The sequence below is a fragment of the Pseudomonas sp. S3_G06 genome, from assembly GCF_054667565.1.
This window is the reverse complement of record NZ_CP162738.1, coordinates 1,190,001-1,208,929: the sequence shown is the minus strand read 5'-3', so window position 1 is coordinate 1,208,929 and position 18,929 is coordinate 1,190,001. Positions and strand designations below refer to the sequence as shown.

13 protein-coding genes and 2 rRNA genes (1 of these 15 only partly in view) are annotated in these 18,929 nt (G+C 59.2%); 6 read left to right on the top strand and 9 right to left on the bottom strand.

The annotated features are described in order from the left end of the window. Positions 1-13 precede the first annotated feature (13 nt). Positions 14-1,936, bottom strand: a complete 1,923-nt coding sequence (locus AB4N47_RS05505; RefSeq protein WP_341637057.1) for an ATP-binding cassette domain-containing protein — start codon at positions 1,934-1,936, stop codon at positions 14-16. A 214-nt stretch (positions 1,937-2,150) separates the two neighbouring features. Between AB4N47_RS05505 and AB4N47_RS05500 the strand changes: the two genes are divergently transcribed. Next, on the top strand, positions 2,151-4,079 hold the full coding sequence (locus AB4N47_RS05500; RefSeq protein ID WP_071173063.1) for a transglycosylase SLT domain-containing protein: 1,929 nt from the start codon (positions 2,151-2,153) through the stop codon (positions 4,077-4,079). Positions 4,080-4,170: 91 nt separating this feature from the next. Here the strand turns inward: AB4N47_RS05500 and AB4N47_RS05495 are convergent, their stop codons facing one another. After that, positions 4,171-5,943 (bottom strand): ABC transporter transmembrane domain-containing protein, encoded by a 1,773-nt coding sequence (locus AB4N47_RS05495; protein WP_341637056.1) that lies wholly within the window; start codon positions 5,941-5,943, stop codon positions 4,171-4,173. Positions 5,944-6,201: 258 nt separating this feature from the next. Between AB4N47_RS05495 and AB4N47_RS05490 the strand changes: the two genes are divergently transcribed. Further along, positions 6,202-6,381 (top strand): PA1571 family protein, encoded by a 180-nt coding sequence (locus AB4N47_RS05490; RefSeq protein WP_024013646.1) that lies wholly within the window; start codon positions 6,202-6,204, stop codon positions 6,379-6,381. Positions 6,382-6,535: 154 nt separating this feature from the next. On the opposite strand, the gene pdxB is transcribed toward AB4N47_RS05490, so the two are convergent. Continuing rightward, a complete protein-coding gene (gene pdxB, locus AB4N47_RS05485; RefSeq protein WP_341637055.1) occupies positions 6,536-7,681 on the bottom strand; it encodes a 4-phosphoerythronate dehydrogenase PdxB in 1,146 nt (381 codons plus the stop codon). A gap of 160 nt (positions 7,682-7,841) precedes the next feature. Here pdxB and AB4N47_RS05480 point away from each other — a divergent pair, with 160 nt between their 5' ends. Beyond that, on the top strand, positions 7,842-9,251 hold the full coding sequence (locus AB4N47_RS05480; RefSeq protein WP_341637054.1) for an MATE family efflux transporter: 1,410 nt from the start codon (positions 7,842-7,844) through the stop codon (positions 9,249-9,251). Between the two features lie 47 nt (positions 9,252-9,298). Here AB4N47_RS05480 and tusA read toward each other — a convergent pair whose 3' ends face one another. Beyond that, positions 9,299-9,547, bottom strand: a complete 249-nt coding sequence (tusA, locus tag AB4N47_RS05475; RefSeq protein WP_122699495.1) for a sulfurtransferase TusA — start codon at positions 9,545-9,547, stop codon at positions 9,299-9,301. Positions 9,548-9,691: 144 nt separating this feature from the next. Continuing rightward, entirely contained in the window at positions 9,692-10,765 is a 1,074-nt protein-coding gene (gene rlmM / locus AB4N47_RS05470; protein ID WP_341637053.1) for a 23S rRNA (cytidine(2498)-2'-O)-methyltransferase RlmM, read from the bottom strand. Between the two features lie 222 nt (positions 10,766-10,987). Between rlmM and acnA the strand changes: the two genes are divergently transcribed. Next, positions 10,988-13,729: an aconitate hydratase AcnA gene (gene acnA, locus AB4N47_RS05465; RefSeq protein WP_341637052.1), complete on the top strand. Its 2,742-nt coding sequence runs from the start codon at positions 10,988-10,990 to the stop codon at positions 13,727-13,729. Between the two features lie 314 nt (positions 13,730-14,043). Here acnA and AB4N47_RS05460 read toward each other — a convergent pair whose 3' ends face one another. Continuing rightward, the gene (locus AB4N47_RS05460) at positions 14,044-14,532 is read right to left on the bottom strand and encodes an SRPBCC family protein (RefSeq protein WP_341637051.1); all 489 of its coding nucleotides are present in this window, start codon (positions 14,530-14,532) and stop codon (positions 14,044-14,046) included. A gap of 176 nt (positions 14,533-14,708) precedes the next feature. Here AB4N47_RS05460 and AB4N47_RS05455 point away from each other — a divergent pair, with 176 nt between their 5' ends. Then, positions 14,709-15,623, top strand: coding sequence for an ADP-ribosylglycohydrolase family protein (locus AB4N47_RS05455; RefSeq protein WP_341637050.1), 915 nt, complete (start codon positions 14,709-14,711; stop codon positions 15,621-15,623). A gap of 40 nt (positions 15,624-15,663) precedes the next feature. Continuing rightward, positions 15,664-16,068 (top strand): lysozyme inhibitor LprI family protein, encoded by a 405-nt coding sequence (locus AB4N47_RS05450; protein ID WP_341637049.1) that lies wholly within the window; start codon positions 15,664-15,666, stop codon positions 16,066-16,068. Positions 16,069-16,113: 45 nt separating this feature from the next. On the opposite strand, the gene mrdA is transcribed toward AB4N47_RS05450, so the two are convergent. The 3 genes from mrdA to AB4N47_RS05435 form a co-directional block, all read right to left on the bottom strand. Next, positions 16,114-18,006 (bottom strand): penicillin-binding protein 2, encoded by a 1,893-nt coding sequence (gene mrdA, locus AB4N47_RS05445; RefSeq protein WP_341637048.1) that lies wholly within the window; start codon positions 18,004-18,006, stop codon positions 16,114-16,116. Between the two features lie 190 nt (positions 18,007-18,196). Then, positions 18,197-18,312 (bottom strand): 5S ribosomal RNA (rrf, locus tag AB4N47_RS05440). Positions 18,313-18,468: 156 nt separating this feature from the next. After that, positions 18,469-18,929 (bottom strand): 23S ribosomal RNA (locus AB4N47_RS05435) (it continues 2,433 nt past the right edge of the window).

Sequence of the window (18,929 nt, the reverse complement as noted above, 5' to 3'; positions counted from 1 at the left end):
ACATCAGCAGCAATCAGGCATCCAGCTCGGCCCAACGCTCCACCAACGCATCCAGCTCGGCCTGCAATTGCTCCAGCGAAGCAATCACTTTGGCCGTTTCCGCCGGCGGACGCTGGTAGAAACCGGCTTCAGCCATTTCCGCCTCAACCGCGGCGATCTGCTGCTCCTTGGCGTCGATGTCGCCCGGCAAGGCTTCCAGTTCACGCTGCAGCTTGTAGCTCAGTTTCTTCTTGGCAACCGGAGCGGCAGCGGCAGGCGCAGCCACCGCAGCAGGCTCAGCGGTGACCACCGCCGAGTTCAGGTCAGCCTTGCCCGACTTGCTTTCAGTCACGCCCAACAGACGCGGCGAGCCGCCCTGACGGATCCAGTCCTGATAGCCACCGACGTATTCACGAACCTTGCCTTCGCCTTCGAAGACCAGGGTGCTGGTCACCACGTTGTCGAGGAATGCCCGGTCGTGGCTGACCATCAGCACGGTGCCGTTGAAAGTCAGCAGCACTTCTTCGAGCAGCTCGAGGGTTTCCACATCGAGGTCGTTGGTCGGTTCGTCGAGTACCAGCAGGTTCGCCGGTTTACTGAACAGCTTCGCCAGCAACAGACGCGCACGCTCGCCACCGGACAACGCCTTGACCGGCGTGCGTGCACGCTGCGGGCTGAACAGGAAGTCGCCGAGATAGCTCAGCACATGGCGGCTCTGCCCGTCGATGTCGATAAAGTCGCGACCTTCGGCGACGTTGTCGATCACGGTTTTTTCCAGATCCAACTGATGGCGCAACTGGTCGAAGTACGCCACGTCGATCCGCGTGCCCTCTTCCACCTTACCGCTGGTCGGTTGCAGACCGCTGAGCATCAGTTTCAACAGGGTGGTCTTGCCGGTACCGTTGGCGCCGAGCAGACCGATACGGTCGCCGCGCTGCAGGACCATGGAGAAATCCTTGATCAGGAACGGCCCGCCCGGATGCGCGAAGCTGACATTCTCGAGGACCATTACCTGCTTGCCGGACTTGTCGGCGGTTTCCAGCTGGATGTTGGCCTTGCCGGTACGCTCGCGACGCTCACTGCGCTCAACGCGCAGGGCTTTCAGCGCGCGCACGCGACCTTCGTTACGAGTGCGGCGGGCCTTGATGCCCTGACGGATCCACACCTCTTCCTGAGCCAGACGCTTGTCGAACAGCGCGTTGGCAGTTTCTTCAGCGGCCAGCGCAGCCTCTTTGTGCACGAGGAAACTGGCGTAGTCGCCGTTCCAGTCGATCAGGCCGCCGCGATCAAGTTCGAGGATGCGCGTGGCGAGGTTTTGCAGGAAGGAACGGTCGTGCGTGATGAACAGCACGGCGCCCTGGAAGTCTTTCAGCGCCTCTTCGAGCCAGGCAATCGCACCGATGTCCAGGTGGTTGGTCGGTTCGTCGAGCAGCAGCAGATCGGGCTCGGACACCAGCGCCTGAGCCAGCAGCACGCGACGACGCCAGCCGCCGGAGAGTTCGGCGAGAGTCTTGTCGGCCGGCAGTTGCAGGCGGCTGAGGGTGCTGTCGACCAGCGTCTGCAAGCGCCAGCCGTCACGGGCTTCAAGGTCGTGCTGAACGTGCATCAGCTTGTCCAGATCGGCGTCGGTGACGATGTTCTGGCTCAGGTGATGGTATTCGGCGAGCAGGGCGCCAACACCATCGAGGCCTTCAGCCACCACGTCGAATACCGTCCGGTCGTCGGCCACTGGCAATTCTTGCGGCAATTCGCCGATTTTCAGACCGGGGGCACGCCACACCGAGCCGTCATCGGGCTTCTGGTCGCCCTTGACCAGTTTCATCATGCTGGACTTGCCAGTGCCGTTGCGGCCGATGATGCACACCCGCTCACCACGGGCGATCTGCCAGGACACCTTGTCCAACAACGGCATAGCGCCGAACGCAAGGGACACATCGCTGAATTTGAGCAGGGTCATGAGCTTCTCCAAAAACCGGGCGCGCATTCTACCTGACTTGAGGCTTCAGCAGGCCGGCAATTTGTCTGTCGAAGCACTCTGCACAACATTTGTTGCGAACTTGTGCAGCGAGGCTCGCAAAGCTTTCGCCGCTTGCTGGCAAAAGGCTAAGCTACAGGCAATTCAGTGCGGATTCCGATCGGCACTTGTCATGATTTCTCTGCCCGGATGTCTCATGCGCAGTCGCCTTTTCAGCGTTTTGTCCTGCTTGTTTCTTACCGCCGCTGCCGCTCAATCCGTCCAGGCGGTGGACTTGTCCACCCAACGCCAGTATTACGATGAAGCCAAGCGCGCCTTGGCCAAGGGTGATACCGGCCCGTATTTCCGTTACAGCCAGGCGCTGGCCGATTATCCGCTGGAACCGTATCTGGCTTACGACGAACTGACCGCGCGTCTGAAGACGGCGAGCAACGCCGAGATCGAGAAATTCCTCGCCGAACACGGTGATTTGCCGCAGGCCAATTGGATGAAACTGCGCTGGTTGCGCTGGCTCGCCGACCGTGGCGACTGGGCGACCTTCGTCAAGTATTACGATCCGAAGCTGAATTTCACCGAACTGGACTGCCTCAACGCGCAGTACCAGATCAGCCACGACAAGAAAGCCGAAGGGTATGCCAGTGCGGAAAAACTCTGGCTGACCGGCAAATCGCAACCGGCTGCGTGTGACGCGTTGTTCGGAATCTGGGCCGCCGATGGCCAGCTCACCGAGCAGAAACGCTGGGAGCGCACCAAACTTGCCGCGCAGGCACGCAACTATCCGCTGGCCAACAGCCTGATCAACGGCCTGACCACCCTCGCTCCGCGCGGTCGCTTGCTGGTCGACGTGGCGCAGAAACCCGAACTGCTCAACCAGCCGTCGCGCTTCACCCCGGCCGACGAGCCGATGTCAGACGTCGTCAGCCTCGGCCTGCGCCGCCTCGCTCGGCAGGATCCGGACAAGGCCATGGCTTTGCTCGACGGTTACGCCAGCAGCATGCATTTCTCTCGTGATGAAAAAGTCGCGATTGCTCGCGAGATCGGCCTGACCCTTGCGCGCCGCTTCGACAGCCGCGCGCTGGACGTCATGACCAAATACGATCCGGAGCTGCGCGACAACACCGTCTCGGAATGGCGCCTGCGCCTGCTCTTGCGTCTGGCACGCTGGAATGATGCCTATGAGCTGACCAAACGTCTGCCGCAAGACCTGGCCACCACCAACCGTTGGCGCTACTGGCAGGCGCGCAGCCTGGAACTGGCCGAGCCACAAAACCCGCAAGCGCTGACCCTGTACAAGAATCTGGCGCGGGAACGAGACTTCTACGGCTTCCTCGCCGCAGACCGTTCACAATCGCCTTACTCGCTGAACAACAAGCCGCTGGTGCTCAGCCAGGCGTTGATCAACAAAGTCCGTAACACCCCCGGCGTACGTCGCGCGCTGGAGTTTCATGCACGTGGGCAGATCGTCGACGGGCGTCGCGAGTGGTATCACGTCAGCCGACATTTCAATCGCGATGAAATGGTCGCCCAGGCCAAACTGGCCTACGACCTGAAATGGTACTTCCCGGCGATTCGCACCATCAGTCAGGCGCAGTACTGGGATGATCTGGACATCCGCTTCCCGATGGCGCACCGCGATACCCTCGTGCGTGAAGCCAAGGTTCGCGGCCTGCATTCGAGCTGGGTGTTCGCCATCACCCGGCAGGAAAGCGCCTTCATGGACGACGCGCGCTCCGGCGTCGGCGCCAGCGGTCTGATGCAATTGATGCCCGGCACGGCCAAGGAAACCGCGCGCAAGTTCAGCATTCCATTGGCCTCACCGCAGCAAGTGCTCGATCCGGATAAGAACATCCAGCTCGGCGCCGCTTACCTCAGCCAGGTTCACAGCCAGTTCAACGGCAACCGCGTGCTCGCCTCCGCCGCTTACAACGCCGGCCCCGGCCGTGTGCGTCAGTGGCTGCGCGGCGCTGATCACCTGAGCTTTGACGTGTGGGTGGAAAGCATCCCTTTCGACGAAACCCGTCAATACGTGCAGAACGTGTTGTCTTACTCGGTGATCTATGGGCAAAAGCTCAACTCGCCGCAACCGCTGGTGGATTGGCATGAGCGGTATTTTGATGATCAATGAGCAGGCAGCGACCGCCGGAGAATGAAAAATGCCCGTATCGTGAGATACGGGCATTTTTTATGGCGCATTACTGGGTCGGTTACTGGGTCGGTTAATCAGGCTGGCCATCATTAAACTGCAACGCCGCCAGCCGTGCGTACAGCGGATTGCTGGCGATCAATTGCTGATGTGTCCCCACCGCTACCAGCTTGCCTTGATCCATCACTGCAATGCGGTCAGCGTTCTTCACCGTGGCCAGTCGGTGCGCGATCACCAACGTAGTGCGGTTTTCCATCAGCGTTGGCAGGGCCTGCTGGATCAGATGCTCGCTCTGTGCGTCGAGGGCGCTGGTGGCTTCGTCCAAAAGCAGGATCGGCGCGTCTACCAGCAAGGCGCGGGCAATGGCCAGACGTTGGCGCTGACCGCCGGACAACCCGAGGCCGCCGTCGCCCAGATGAGTTTGATAGCCGTCCGGCATTTGTTCGATGAAGTCGTGGGCGTGGGCAATTCGCGCAGCTTCCTTGACCTGTTCAAGCGTGGCCGTCGGGCAACCGTAGCGGATGTTGTCCTCCACACTGCCGAAGAACAATGCAGGGGTTTGCGAGACCAGGGCGAAACAGCGGCGCAGATCCAGCGGGTCAAGGCTGGTCAGCGGCACGCCATCGAGGAGAATCTGCCCCTCGCGTGGATCGTAGAAGCGCAGCAACAAGTCGTAAACCGTGGACTTGCCCGCGCCCGACGGCCCCACCAATGCCAGGGTTTCGCCCGCCCTCACCGTCAGATTCAAGCCATCAACTGCGTAGCTTTGCGGACGCGACGGGTAGGAAAAACGCGCGTCGCGCAGTTCAAGTTCTCCTTTGACTCGCGCTGGCAAAGTGACCAGTCCGGTCGACGGTGGCTGGATGATGTTTTCCGAGCGCAGCAATTCTGCGATGCGTTCAGCAGCGCCCGCAGCGCGTTGCAGTTCGCCGATCACTTCGCTCAGCGTGCCGAACGCGCTGCCGACAATCAGGCTGTAAAAAACGAATGCCGCCAGCTCGCCGGCTGATATCCGCCCGGCCATCACATCCATGCCGCCGACCCACAACATCACCGCCACCGCGCCAAGCACCAGCACGATCACCAAAGTGATCAACCACGCTCGCTGGAAAATCCGTTTGCGCGCAGTTTCGAACGCCTGCTCGACGGTCGAGGCGAAACGCTGCTCGTCCTGCACCTGGTGGTTGTAGGCTTGCACGGTTTTGATCTGGCCGAGGGTTTCCGACACATAGCTGCCAATGTCGGCGATACGGTCCTGGCTCTGGCGCGACAGATTGCGCACACGGCGGCCGAAAATCAGGATTGGCGCGATCACCAGCGGCAGTGCAATCACGACAATGCTGGTCAACTTCGGATTGGTGATGAACAGCAGCACCACACCACCGATGACCATCAGCAGATTGCGCAGGAACAGCGAGAGCGACGAGCCGATCACCGATTGCAGCAGCGTGGTATCAGCGGTCAGGCGCGACTGGATTTCCGAGCTGCGGTTGTCCTCATAAAAGCCCGGATGCAGATACACCAAGTGATTGAACACTTGGCGGCGAATGTCGGCGACCACGCGCTCGCCTATCCACGACACCAGATAGAAACGGGCAAAGGTGCCCAGCGCCAGCCCGAGCACCAGCAACATGAAAATGCCGATGGACTGATTGAGCAGATGCGGCGAACGGGTCATGAAACCCTGGTCTACCAACAACTTGATGCCCTGCCCCATCGACAGGGTAATGCCGGCGGTGACGATCAGCGCGAGTAGAGCGCCGAAGGCATGCCAGCGGTACGGCAGGAGAAAATGACTGGTCAGGCGCAGGGCGCGCCGGTGTCGGGAAGAGAGCATGGAGATCATGGAGTTCACGTCTGCGCAGATGGATCGGGCCAGCCTACAGACTCAGATGGGGTGGAACTCTGTAAATCACAATGAGTCAGGTTAAATATGCCCGGGATGTCCGGATGCTAGAAACGATTGGTCTAAGGTTGCGGTTGAGACGAGCGGTCATTTCTGTTTGAGTAGAGATGCCGCCCGCCGACAGACCGCAGGGAGTTGTCACAGCCTGGTCACGTGGCGGTTTTAACTTAGGCACACAACCTGATGAGGAGACAGGCCATGTCCTTGCAACACAGCAGCGAAGACAAGATTGAAGTGATCCGCACCAAACCCGACCAGTCTCTGGGTTGCTCGATTATCGATGAGCAGGGCCGCGAAGTACCGATCACTGAAGACATGATCCAGGACGCTTGCCGCGAACTGGAGAAGCGATTGGTCAAGCCTGCCGAACAAGAGTGATGTAGCCACCGTCTTCCTGACCCGGCCCTGATTGGCCGGGTTTTTTATGTCTGTAATTTAGCTGCGAATCGTGTAGGAGCTGCCGAAGGCTGCGATCTTTTAATCTTCAAAAAGCAAGATCAAGAGATCGCAGCCTCGTTTCACTCGACAGCTCCTACAGGACACGGGTTGCCCCCAGCGCCGCCACAATCTGCCGCAACCTGGGCGCATCACCTTCAATTCGCACCTTCAGCCCTTCGATCTCGCGTCGCACCGGATATTGCTTGCGCAACACGTCAAACGCCGCACGCTGCTCGGCGACATTCCCCACCAGACTGCGGCGGAAATCCGCATCATCGCGGCGCGGGTCGTACACGCCCCGGCACAACATCGCCAACGCCCACGCCGGATCGCTGTCACCGTGCAGGGAAACTTCCGACAACCAGGTTGCTGGCAGCAGATCGCTGAGCTGGATAGCTGCAGGTTGGCCGCTGAAAGCGCAGTAGGCCTGATAGATTTGCGCGGTCCCGCGTTGCTTGCCGTCGAGGCTGTAACCGGCAATATGGGGCGTGGCCAAAACGCAGAGCTCGGCCAGCGCAGGGTCGACTTCCGGTTCCTTCTCCCAGACGTCGAGCACCGCTTGCAGGTCCTCGCGCTCCAGCAGCACCTCACGCAGCGCAACGTTATCCACCACAGGGCCGCGCGCCGCGTTGATCAGCCAGGCACCCTGCTTGAGTTGCTGCAAACGCTGTTGATCGAACAGGTGCCACGTCGCGTCGTCGCCATTGCGAGTCAAAGGTGTATGCAGACTGATCACGTCGCACTGTTCGATGATCTGCTCGAGGCTGACATAATCGCCGCCCTCGGCAGCCTGACGCGGCGGGTCGCAAACCTTGACGTTCCAGCCCAGGCCTTTCAGGACCTTGATCAAGCGCCCCCCCACTTCACCGGCGCCGACGACACCGTAAGTACGCTGCGTCAGATCAGCCCCTTCGATTTCGGCCAGTGTCATCAGACTGCCCAGTACGTAGTCGACTACACCACGGGCATTGCAACCCGGCGCGCTCGACCAGCAGATCCCGGCCTCGGTGAAGTAATCAAGATCCAGATGATCGGTGCCGATGGTGCAGGTGCCGACAAAGCGCACCTTGCTGCCTTCAAGCAGCGCGCGATTGACGTGGGTCACCGAACGCACCAGCAACACATCGGCGTGCTCGACCGTCGCGCGGTCAATGGAGCGGCCCGGCACTCGGCGGATGTCGCCGAAACCGGCAAAAAAGGCATCGAGCAGCGGGATATTTTCGTCGGCAACAATCAGCATGGCGGGCTCCTTGGGCGGATCGGCAGTTTAGGTGCTGACGCGTCGATCAGCCAGCAGGGTTTGCGCTTACAAATACGCAACAGAGGATATTTCCTGACCGAGGCGTCAGCGGCGTAGAATGCGCCGCTCTGCGCATCAATACTTTCTGGACGCTTTGCCTGTGAACCCTGTAACTGACCAACCTGTCGCCGTCTCGCTGAGCCGCCCTGCGCGGATTCGCCTGGAGTTGAAAAACCTGCTCGCCCTCGCCCTGCCGATCATCATCGCGCAACTGGCGACCACGGCCATGGGCTTCGTCGATGCGGTGATGGCCGGGCGCGTCGGGCCCAAGGACTTGGCGGCAGTGGCACTGGGCAACTCGATCTGGGTTCCGGTGTTTCTGTTGATGACTGGCACCCTGCTGGCCACCACACCAAAAGTCGCCCAGCGTTTCGGCGCCGGCAAGCACAGCGAAATTGGCCCGATCGTGCGTCAGGCGTTATGGCTGGCCTTGGTAGTCGGATTGATCGCCACCTCGATGCTGGTCGCCGCCGAACCGGTGCTGCACCTGATGAAGGTCGATCCCGAGCTGATCGGCCCCTGCATGCAATATCTGCACGGCATCGCCAGCGGCTTGCCGGCGGTGGCCTTCTATCACGTGCTGCGCTGCACCAGCGACGGCATCGGCCGCACCCGCCCGGCCATGGTGCTGGGCCTGTGCGGTCTGGCATTGAACATCCCGCTGAACTACATCTTCATTTATGGCCACTTCGGCGTACCGGCCATGGGCGGCGTCGGTTGCGGCTGGGCCACGGCGATCGTGATGTGGGTAATGGCGCTGGGCCTGGCCGGGTACGAACGCTGGGCACCAGCCTATCGCTCAAGCGAACTGTTCAGCCGTTTCGACTGGCCGCAGTGGGCGGTGATCAAACGTCTGCTGTCGATTGGTCTGCCGATCGGCATCGCGGTGTTTGCCGAGTCGAGCATCTTCGCCGTGATCGCCCTGCTGATCGGCAGCCTCGGCGCGACGGTGGTGGCCGGGCATCAGATCGCGCTGAACGTCAGCTCCCTGGTGTTCATGATTCCCTATTCGCTGGGCATGGCGGTCACCGTGCGTGTCGGCCAGGCGCTGGGCCGCGAGGAACCGCGAGAGGCACGTTTTGCCGCTGGAGTCGGCATGGGCACGGCGCTGGCCTACGCCTGCCTGTCGGCGAGCCTGATGCTGGCGCTGCGCGAGCCGATTGCGGCGATCTATACCGCTGATCCAACGGTGATTCACATTGCGGCAATGCTGATTGTCTACTCGGCGCTGTTCCAGTTTTCCGATGCAATTCAGGTGACTGCCGCCGGCGCGCTGCGCGGCTATCAGGATACTCGGGTGACGATGATCCTGACCCTGTTCGCCTACTGGGGGATTGGTTTGCCGGTCGGTTACGCGCTGGGCCTGACCGATTGGCTCGGTGAGCCACGTGGGCCGAGCGGTTTGTGGCAGGGTTTGATCGTCGGTTTGAGCTGCGCTGCACTGATGCTGTCGATCCGGCTGACATGCAGCGCGCGCAAGCGGATTCGGATCAGTCGTTCGATGGGTTGATCACCCATAAAAAAGACCTGCATTTGCAGGTCTTTTTTTGCCCGGAGTCAGGACTTCTTGCGAATCCAGTACAGATAGGTGCCGGCCTGTTCATGCTGGCTGACCAGTTCATGGTCAAGAAACACGCAGAACTTGGGGATATCGCGCTTGGTCGAGGGATCGGTGGCGATCACCTTGAGCAGGCCGCCGGGCACCAGATCGCGGATGTGCTGGTGCAACATCATCACCGGTTCCGGGCAATTGAGGCCGGTGGCGTCGAGGGTGCCGTCGACCGGGGTATCGATCATTTCACTCATGGTTCACTCCAGAAACTGGCCGGCATTGTCGCGCATTGCTTGGGATATCGTCCAACCCATCTGGGAGCGAGCCTGCTCGCGAAGGCAATCCGTCAGCCCCACCGCTCTCGCGAGCAGGCTCGCTCCCACAGGTTCAGTGTTGTATCAGCGCGTTTTGGTTTTCCTGGTGTCGTGCCGGCGCAGATGGCAAGTCACTTCCTCGCGGTCGTGGTATAGCTGCTTGCAGCCGATATCAACCTTGATCCCACGCGCCTTGAATCCATCGGCAATGCGCTCGAGCAGACGTTTCACTTCGGCATAACGCTGCTTCATCGGCAGCTTCAGGTTGACCACTGCTTCGCGGCAATGTCCTTCGCCGATCCACTCTTCCAGCATCGCCGCGTTACGCGCCGGTTTCTCGACAATGTCGCAAACCATCCAGTCCACCGGCTGTTTGGGCTTGAAGGTAAAACCGTCCGCCATCAGATGCTGGACCAGCCCGGTTTCCATCAGGCTTTCAGCCATCGGGCCGTTGTCGATCGCCGTCACCAGCATGCCCCGGTTGACCAGTTGCCAGGTCCAGCCGCCCGGCGCGGCGCCGAGATCGACGCCGGTCATGTCGCTGTGCAGGCGGTCTTCCCACTGATCACGTGGAATGAAGTGATGCCACGCTTCTTCCAGCTTCAAGGTCGAACGGCTGGGCGCCTCGCGAGGAAACTTCAGGCGCGGAATGCCCATCGGCCACATCGCCGAATTGCCGGCATCGGCCATGCCGAGAAATACTTCGCGGCCACTCTTGAAAGTCAGCAACAAACGCGGCTTGCTGGCGTCTTCCACCAGTTTGCCAGCGGCGGTCAGCGCCTTGCGCAGCGGGCCTTCGAACTTCTTGCAGAAGTTCGACAGTTCCTTGCCGTCATTGGTATCGACCACTTCCAGCCACAGACTGCCAAACACCGGGAAATCGGCCATGTGCGCGAGAATCACACTGATCCGGTCGTTTTCCGGCAGATCAATGAAAAAGCCCCGCGCCCACTGCCGCGGGAAGATCAATTCGGCGAAACGCTGACCGCGCATCAGGCGTTCGGCGCCGTCCGCTTCAGTGCAGACAAACTCGGCGCAGGCCGTGGCGGTTTTGGCTTTGGCGTAACCGGCGACATTGAGACGGGCGGCGAGATCGGAAATCTCCGAACAGACTTCGCCTTCGAAGCCGGGCCGGCAATGCATGAATAGGGTGTTCATTCTTACTCCTGGGCAGCGGTCGATCATTCGGCCGCTGCGCGATGCTCAAGCCTTGCGTTGCCGCAATGCCTGTCACGAAAACCGGCGCATGATAGCTGAAGTCGGAACCATGGTTGCGCCGATAGAGTCCAGTTATTAGCCAGCTACTCAAAACAGGGCTAGGTTTAATGCTCTGCCCGTCCCCTCAGTCCGTAGCCGTGCGGACTCAAAGGAGTGATCGTAATGCCGTCCCTCGATAGTCTGAAGTCACTGAAAACCCTACAAATCGACGCCACGACCTACCACTATTTCAGCCTGCCGGAAGCCGCCAAAAGCCTGGGCGACCTCGACAAGCTGCCGATGTCGTTGAAGGTCCTGCTGGAAAATCTGCTGCGCTGGGAAGACGAAAAAACCGTCACCGGCGCTGACCTCAAGGCCATCGCCGCCTGGCTTAAGGAGCGCCGCTCCGATCGCGAAATCCAGTACCGCCCTGCCCGCGTATTGATGCAGGATTTTACCGGTGTGCCCGCCGTGGTCGACCTCGCCGCAATGCGCGCGGCGATGGCCAAGGCTGGTGGCGACCCGCAACGGATCAATCCGTTGTCGCCGGTGGATCTGGTGATCGACCACTCGGTGATGGTCGACAAGTTTGGCAGCGCCAGTGCGTTTGAACAGAACGTCGACATCGAAATGCAACGCAACGGCGAGCGCTATGCCTTCCTGCGCTGGGGCCAGAGTGCGTTCGATAACTTCAGCGTGGTCCCGCCGGGTACCGGCATCTGCCACCAGGTCAACCTTGAGTACCTCGGCCGCACCGTCTGGACCAAAGACGAGGATGGCCGCACCTACGCGTTCCCCGACACGCTGGTCGGCACCGACTCACACACCACCATGATCAACGGCCTCGGCGTACTCGGCTGGGGCGTTGGCGGGATCGAAGCGGAAGCGGCGATGCTTGGGCAACCGGTATCGATGCTGATCCCGGAAGTGATCGGCTTCAAACTCACCGGCAAGCTCAAGGAAGGCATCACCGCCACCGATCTGGTGCTGACCGTGACGCAGATGCTGCGCAAGAAAGGCGTGGTCGGCAAATTCGTCGAATTCTATGGCGACGGTCTCGCCGACCTGCCACTGGCCGACCGCGCGACCATCGCCAATATGGCCCCGGAATACGGTGCGACATGCGGCTTCTTCCCGGTCGACGATGTCACGCTGGAATACCTGCGCTTGTCCGGCCGGCCGCCGGAAGTGGTGAAGCTGGTCGAGGCCTACACCAAGGCTCAAGGCCTGTGGCGTCTGCCTGGTCAGGAGCCGGTGTTCACCGACAGCCTGGCGCTGGACATGGGCAGCGTCGAAGCCAGTCTGGCCGGGCCGAAACGGCCGCAGGATCGCGTCTCGCTGCCGAACGTCGCACAGGCCTTCAGTGATTTCATCGACCTGCAATTCAAACCGACCAGCAAGGAAGAAGGACGCCTGGAAAGCGAGGGCGGTGGCGGCGTGGCGGTGGGCAACGCCGATCTGGTCGGCGAAGCGGACTACGAATACGAGGGCAAGACCTATCGCCTGAAAAACGGTGCCGTGGTCATCGCCGCGATCACTTCCTGCACCAACACTTCCAACCCGAGCGTGATGATGGCGGCCGGGTTGCTGGCGAAGAAAGCCGTCGAGAAAGGTCTGACGCGCAAGCCCTGGGTCAAAAGCTCACTGGCCCCCGGTTCGAAAGTCGTCACCGACTATTACAAGGCTGCCGGGCTGACTCAGTACCTTGATCAGCTCGGTTTTTCGTTGGTCGGTTACGGCTGCACCACCTGCATCGGCAACTCCGGGCCACTGCCGGAGCCGATCGAGAAAGCCATTCAAAAGGCCGATCTGACCGTCGCATCAGTCCTGTCCGGCAACCGCAACTTCGAAGGTCGCGTACACCCACTGGTGAAAACCAACTGGCTGGCCTCGCCTCCGCTGGTCGTCGCTTACGCACTGGCTGGCAGCGTGCGCACCGATATCAGCAGCGAACCGCTGGGCGAGGATCAGCAGGGCAATCCGGTGTACCTGCGCGATATCTGGCCGAGCAGCCGGGAAATCGCCGAAGCGGTGAATCAGGTCAATACGGCGATGTTCCACAAGGAATACGCCGAAGTGTTTGCCGGCGACGAACAATGGCAGGCCATCGAGGTGCCGCAAGCGGCCACATACGTCTGGCAGGACGATTCGACCTACATTCAGCATCCACCTTTCTTCGACGACATTTCCGGCCCGCTGCCGGAAGTCAAAGACGTCAAAGGTGCGCGGGTTTTGGCCTTGCTCGGCGATTCAGTGACCACCGACCACATCTCCCCCGCCGGCAACATCAAGATCGACAGCCCGGCCGGGCGGTATCTGCAGGAAAAAGGCGTCGAACCGCGCGATTTCAACTCCTACGGTTCCCGTCGCGGCAATCATGAAGTGATGATGCGCGGCACGTTTGCCAACATCCGTATTCGCAACGAAATGCTTGGCGGCGAGGAAGGCGGCAACACCATTTACATCCCCACCGGGGAAAAAATGGCCATCTACGATGCAGCGATGAAATATCAGGCGTCGGACACGCCGCTGGTGGTGATTGCCGGTCAGGAGTACGGCACAGGATCGAGCCGTGACTGGGCGGCGAAAGGCACCAATCTGCTGGGCGTTAAAGCCGTGATTGCGGAGAGCTTCGAACGCATTCACCGCTCGAATCTGGTCGGCATGGGTGTGCTGCCGTTGCAGTTCAAGCTTGATCAGAACCGCAAGAGCCTCAATCTGACCGGCAAAGAGACGTTCGAGATTCTGGGATTGACCGGCGTCGAGCTGACGCCGCGGATGAACCTGCCGCTGGTTATCACTCGCGAGGATGGGCGTCAGGAGAAGATTGAAGTCTTGTGCCGGATTGATACCTTGAATGAAGTTGAGTACTTCAAATCCGGGGGGATTCTGCATTATGTGTTGCGGCAGTTGATTGCTTCGTAATGGAGTGAAATTCGCGCAGGCTGTGATCTTTTTGACTTGGCTTTCAAAGGCAGGATCAAAAGATCGCAGCCTTCGGCGGCTCCTGCATTCAGGCGAAAAAAAACCCGCCGAAGCGGGTTTTTCCCAAGACCATTATCGACTCCCTGTCGGCAGCGATCCTTGCGATGGTCGATCGTCCATGATCCTGAAACACTCCCTGTGTCTCAGTTGATGTGTGTAGATTACCCAGTGGATCCAATCAGCAATAGTCGTAAAAGCTACCAACGCGTGTAAGACATTCGCCATACAAACACTTCCGAAAACCCTTAGACCTGTCAGGCACCGCCGCTTTCACGAGCCCTGGCGCTTTCGGCGAGAAACTGTTCAAGCCTGCTCAACTGCTCCTCCCAGCCGCGACTGTCCATGTAATACGCCTCTTTCTGACGGATATCAGGGATGTGCGCGAAGCCGGATTCCGAGACCTTGAGTAGTGTGCCGTCTTCGAAGTCCTGCAATTCGAACTTGACCAGCGTGGTCGGCTCTTGTGAGTAGTCGATCTTCGGGTTGACCGCATACGGGTGCCAGCGGAAAGAAAACAACTGCTGCGGCTCGACCCGCTCGATCAGCACATTCCACAATACGTGTTCATAACCGGGGTACGTGACCTGGCCCTGCGTCCACTCGCCGGCAATGAAACGCCGGCCCTCGAGCGCCACGCCAAACCACTGGCCAAACGCCTCTGCATCGACCAATGCACGCCAGACGTGGGAACGCGACGCCTTGAGCTTGATCTTGCGTTCGAAACTGTTAGGTACTGGTTTCATACGTCACCTCCTGTTCTGAACACTAGGCTTGTATGACCACATGTCCAATGCGAAGTTGTATCGAAGCGCTGCAGACACCGATTCGAGCGGACACATTCTGCGGTAGTTTGCGCTCTGTGATCGGCGCCGCATGACCTGTTATCTTTCCAGCGAATCCGCAGAAACAAGGACGAATCATGCAGCCCTCTCTTGCCGATCGGTATCGCGGCGCCCTCCTCGGCCTGGCTTGCGGCGATGCGGTCGGCACAACGGTTGAGTTCCAGCCGCGAGGATCATTCCAGCCGCTGAGCGACATGGTCGGCGGTGGCCCGTTCCAGCTCAAGCCAGGGCAATGGACCGATGACACTTCAATGGCACTGTGCCTGGCTGAGAGCCTGCTGCGCAAAAACGGTTTCGACGCGGCTGATCAGATGGGCCGCTATCTCAATTGGTGGAAATGGGGATACCTAAGCTCCACCGGAGAATGTTTCGACATCGGCATGACCGTCAGCCAGGCGCTGCAACAGTATCAGCGAACCGGAGAGCCTTTCGCAGGGTCGACTGATCCGTTGACTGCTGGTAACGGGTCGCTGATGCGGTTGGCACCAGTTGTGCTGTTTTATTTTCCGGACGCTCGACAGATCCAGATCCAAGCTGCCGACAGTTCGCGCACAACCCATGCGGCGCCGGAGGCAATCGAGTGCTGCCAATTGCTGGCTGATCTGATCGCACGAGCGCTTGAGGGAGCGGAGAAAACACAGCTTCGGCGGTCGCCACTGCTCCAGCTTTCCCAGCCTAAGGTGGTTGCGATTGCGCGAGGTGAGTACCTCGAAAAAACGGCAAACGAAATCAAAGGCAGCGGTTACAGCGTGCAAGCTCTGGAAGCCGCTTTGTGGTGCTTTCACCATACGCAGACATTCGCCGAAGCGGTGTTGAAAGCAGCCAATCTCGGTGATGATGCGGATACAACGGCTGCTATCGTCGGTCAGTTGGCAGGTGCTTACTACGGCGCTCGGGCGATTCCCGAACACTGGCTGGAGCAGTTGCATGAAGGCGAGGAAATCACCGCCACTGCGGATCGCTTGCTTGAGGCCTCCCGGCTACGTACATAACAATCGATACACTCTTTCCACTCGAGATAGCGAGAACCTTATGTCAGTACGTTTGCTTATGGCCTCTGTGCCTTTTTTGTTTGCCCCTTTCGCCCATGCCGCCGTTGATTGCGCCAACGCCAGCGATCAGGCGACGATGAATCAATGCGCGGGGCAAGCCTTCAAAGCGGCGGACAAGGAATTGAATACGCTCTATCAGCAGGTCACCGGGCGCCTTAAGGACAACCCGGACGGAAAGAAGCTGCTGGTCAACGCGCAGCGGGCATGGGTCAGCTTTCGGGATGCCGAGTGCAAGTTTTCGGCATCCGGGGTGGCGGGCGGGAGTGTTTATCCATTGGTTTACAGTAGTTGTCTTAACGCGTTAACCAAGGCCAGAGTAGAAACGCTGAAGCAGTATTTGAAATGTGAGGAAGGTGATATGAGTTGCCCGGTACCCGGTGCGTAATCACAGGCTCACTTACGGGAGCCTGTGCTGTGAAACCGTTACGCCTCAGACGTGAGGATCGCCCGGCGCTTTGCTCGGCGCAGCGTATTGAGGTTTAAGGTGACCATCCTGATCGAGTAACCAGGCGTCCATGATCTGCCGCACTACTGGACCGGCAACACGACCACCCGCCTCGCCGTTCTCGATCATTACCGAGATGGCGATCTTTGGATGTTCGGCCGGTGCAAATCCTACAAACAGGGCGTTGTCACGGTGGCGCTCGAGGGTTTTCTCACGGTTGTAGCGCTCACCCTGCTTGATCGCCACCACTTGCGCCGTACCACTCTTGCCAGCGATGCGGTATTGCGCCCCCGCAGCCGCCGCTCGGGCGATGCCTCGAGCATCGTGCATGACCATCTGCATACCGTGGTTGACCTGCTCCCAATCACGCGGATCCTTGAGCAGAATGTTCGGCATCGGGTGCTCGTCAACCGGCGCTACACCGTCGACCGACTTGGCCAGGTGCGGCCGATTCCATATCCCTTTGTTGGCAATCAGTGCCGTGGCTTGGGCCAATTGCAGCGGGGTGACCTGCATGTAGCCCTGGCCGATGCCGAGAATAACTGTCTCGCCGGGATACCAGGCCTGCCGCCGTGTAGCGCGTTTCCACGCTTGCGACGGCATCAGACCGGGGGACTCTTCAAACATGTCCAGCGAGACTTTTTCACCAAGGCCGAACATCGCCATGTAGTCGTGCAGACGATCGATGCCAAGCTTGTGCGCCAGATCATAGAAGTAGGTGTCGTTCGAGCGCATGATCGCCGCGTCCATGTCCACCCAACCATCACCGCTGTGGTTCCAGTTGCGATACTTGTGATCGAAGTCCGGTAATTGGTAGTAGCCGGGATCGTATACGCGGGTCTGCGGGGTCACGACGCCTGCGTCCAGCCCTGCGATGGCGACTTCCGGTTTGATCGTCGAGCCTGGGGCGTACAGGCCGCGCAGTACGCGGTTAAACAGCGGACGGTCGATGGAATCACGCAACGCTGAATATTCCTTTGAGCTGATGCCAGTCACGAACAGATTCGGATCGAAGCTCGGATTGCTGACCATCGCCAGCACTTCTCCCGTGGACGGATCAAGGGCTACCACTGAACCACGACGGTCACCCAAAGCAGCTTCGGCAGCTTCCTGCAGCTTTACATCGAGGCTAAGGATGATGTTTTTACCTGGAACCGGATCCGTGTGCTTGAGCACCCGCAGCACGCGGCCTTGAGCATTGGTTTCCACTTCTTCGTAACCGACATGGCCGTGCAACTGCGCTTCATAAAAACGCTCGATACCAGTTTTACCAATGGATTGCGTACCTCGGTATTCAACGGAATCGAGGGTCTTCGATTCTTTTTCATTGATCCGACCGACATAACCAATCGAATGGGCGAAATGGGCCCCAAGGGGATAGTGCCGGACAAACTGCGGCTCGACATCAATACCCGGCAGACGAAATTCATTAACCGCCAGGACGGCAATCTGCTCTTCCGTCAGCTCATAAAACAGGGTGACCGGTGTGAACGGATGCCGGGATTGCTTCATCGCCTTGTCGAATATCGTGCGGTCTTCAGCAGGCAAGTGCAGCAAGTTGATGACTTCGTCCAATTCTTGATTGACGTCGGTGGCACGCTCACGGGTGATGGTCAGGTTGTAGCTGGGGCGATTGTCGGCGAGCAACACACCGTTGCGGTCGTAGATCAATCCACGCGTCGGCGGTATCGGGAGGACATGGACGCGATTGTTTTCGGAGATGGTCGAGTGATAGTCGAATTCCACGACCTGGAGGATGTACAGGCGCACCACCAGAGCGCAGCTGATGGCGAAGACAAACAGAGCGCAGGCGATCAATCGTTTGTTGACCAGCCGCGTCTCTTTTTCATGATCCTTGATTGGGATTGGTTCAGGCATTTCTACAGCAACTCTTTGACATAAATGAGTGCCGATCCGTGGGCCGGATATCAGTCCGTTAAAAAACGAGCTGCACCATACCAAAACTCGCCATCCACTTCAGGATGAATTTCCCCGGTAGCAGGCTGAAAACTTTCCCGCAGGCAAAACAAAACCCCAACTGCTTTCGCAATTGGGGTTTCGAATTTAATCTTGACGATGACCTACTCTCACATGGGGAAACCCCACACTACCATCGGCGATGCATCGTTTCACTGCTGAGTTCGGGATGGGATCAGGTGGTTCCAACGCTCTATGGTCGTCAAGAAATTCGGGTACTGACTCGTGACCAGATGGCCTCGCTTCAGCAAATTGGGTATGTGACAGCTTTCGGTGTTTGTGCGCTTCGAACTTTCGGTTCGTTTCGTCTTCACACACCGCAATCTGGTGCCTTCTCAGGTCAGCAAATTGCTTGGGTGTTATATGGTCAAGCCTCACGGGCAATTAGTATTGGTTAGCTCAACGCCTCACAGCGCTTACACACCCAACCTATCAACGTCGTAGTCTTCGACGGCCCTTCAGGGAACTCAAGGTTCCAGTGAGATCTCATCTTGAGGCAAGTTTCCCGCTTAGATGCTTTCAGCGGTTATCTTTCCCGAACATAGCTACCCGGCAATGCCACTGGCGTGACAACCGGAACACCAGAGGTTCGTCCACTCCGGTCCTCTCGTACTAGGAGCAGCCCCTCTCAAATCTCAAACGTCCACGGCAGATAGGGACCGAACTGTCTCACGACGTTCTAAACCCAGCTCGCGTACCACTTTAAATGGCGAACAGCCATACCCTTGGGACCGGCTTCAGCCCCAGGATGTGATGAGCCGACATCGAGGTGCCAAACACCGCCGTCGATATGAACTCTTGGGCGGTATCAGCCTGTTATCCCC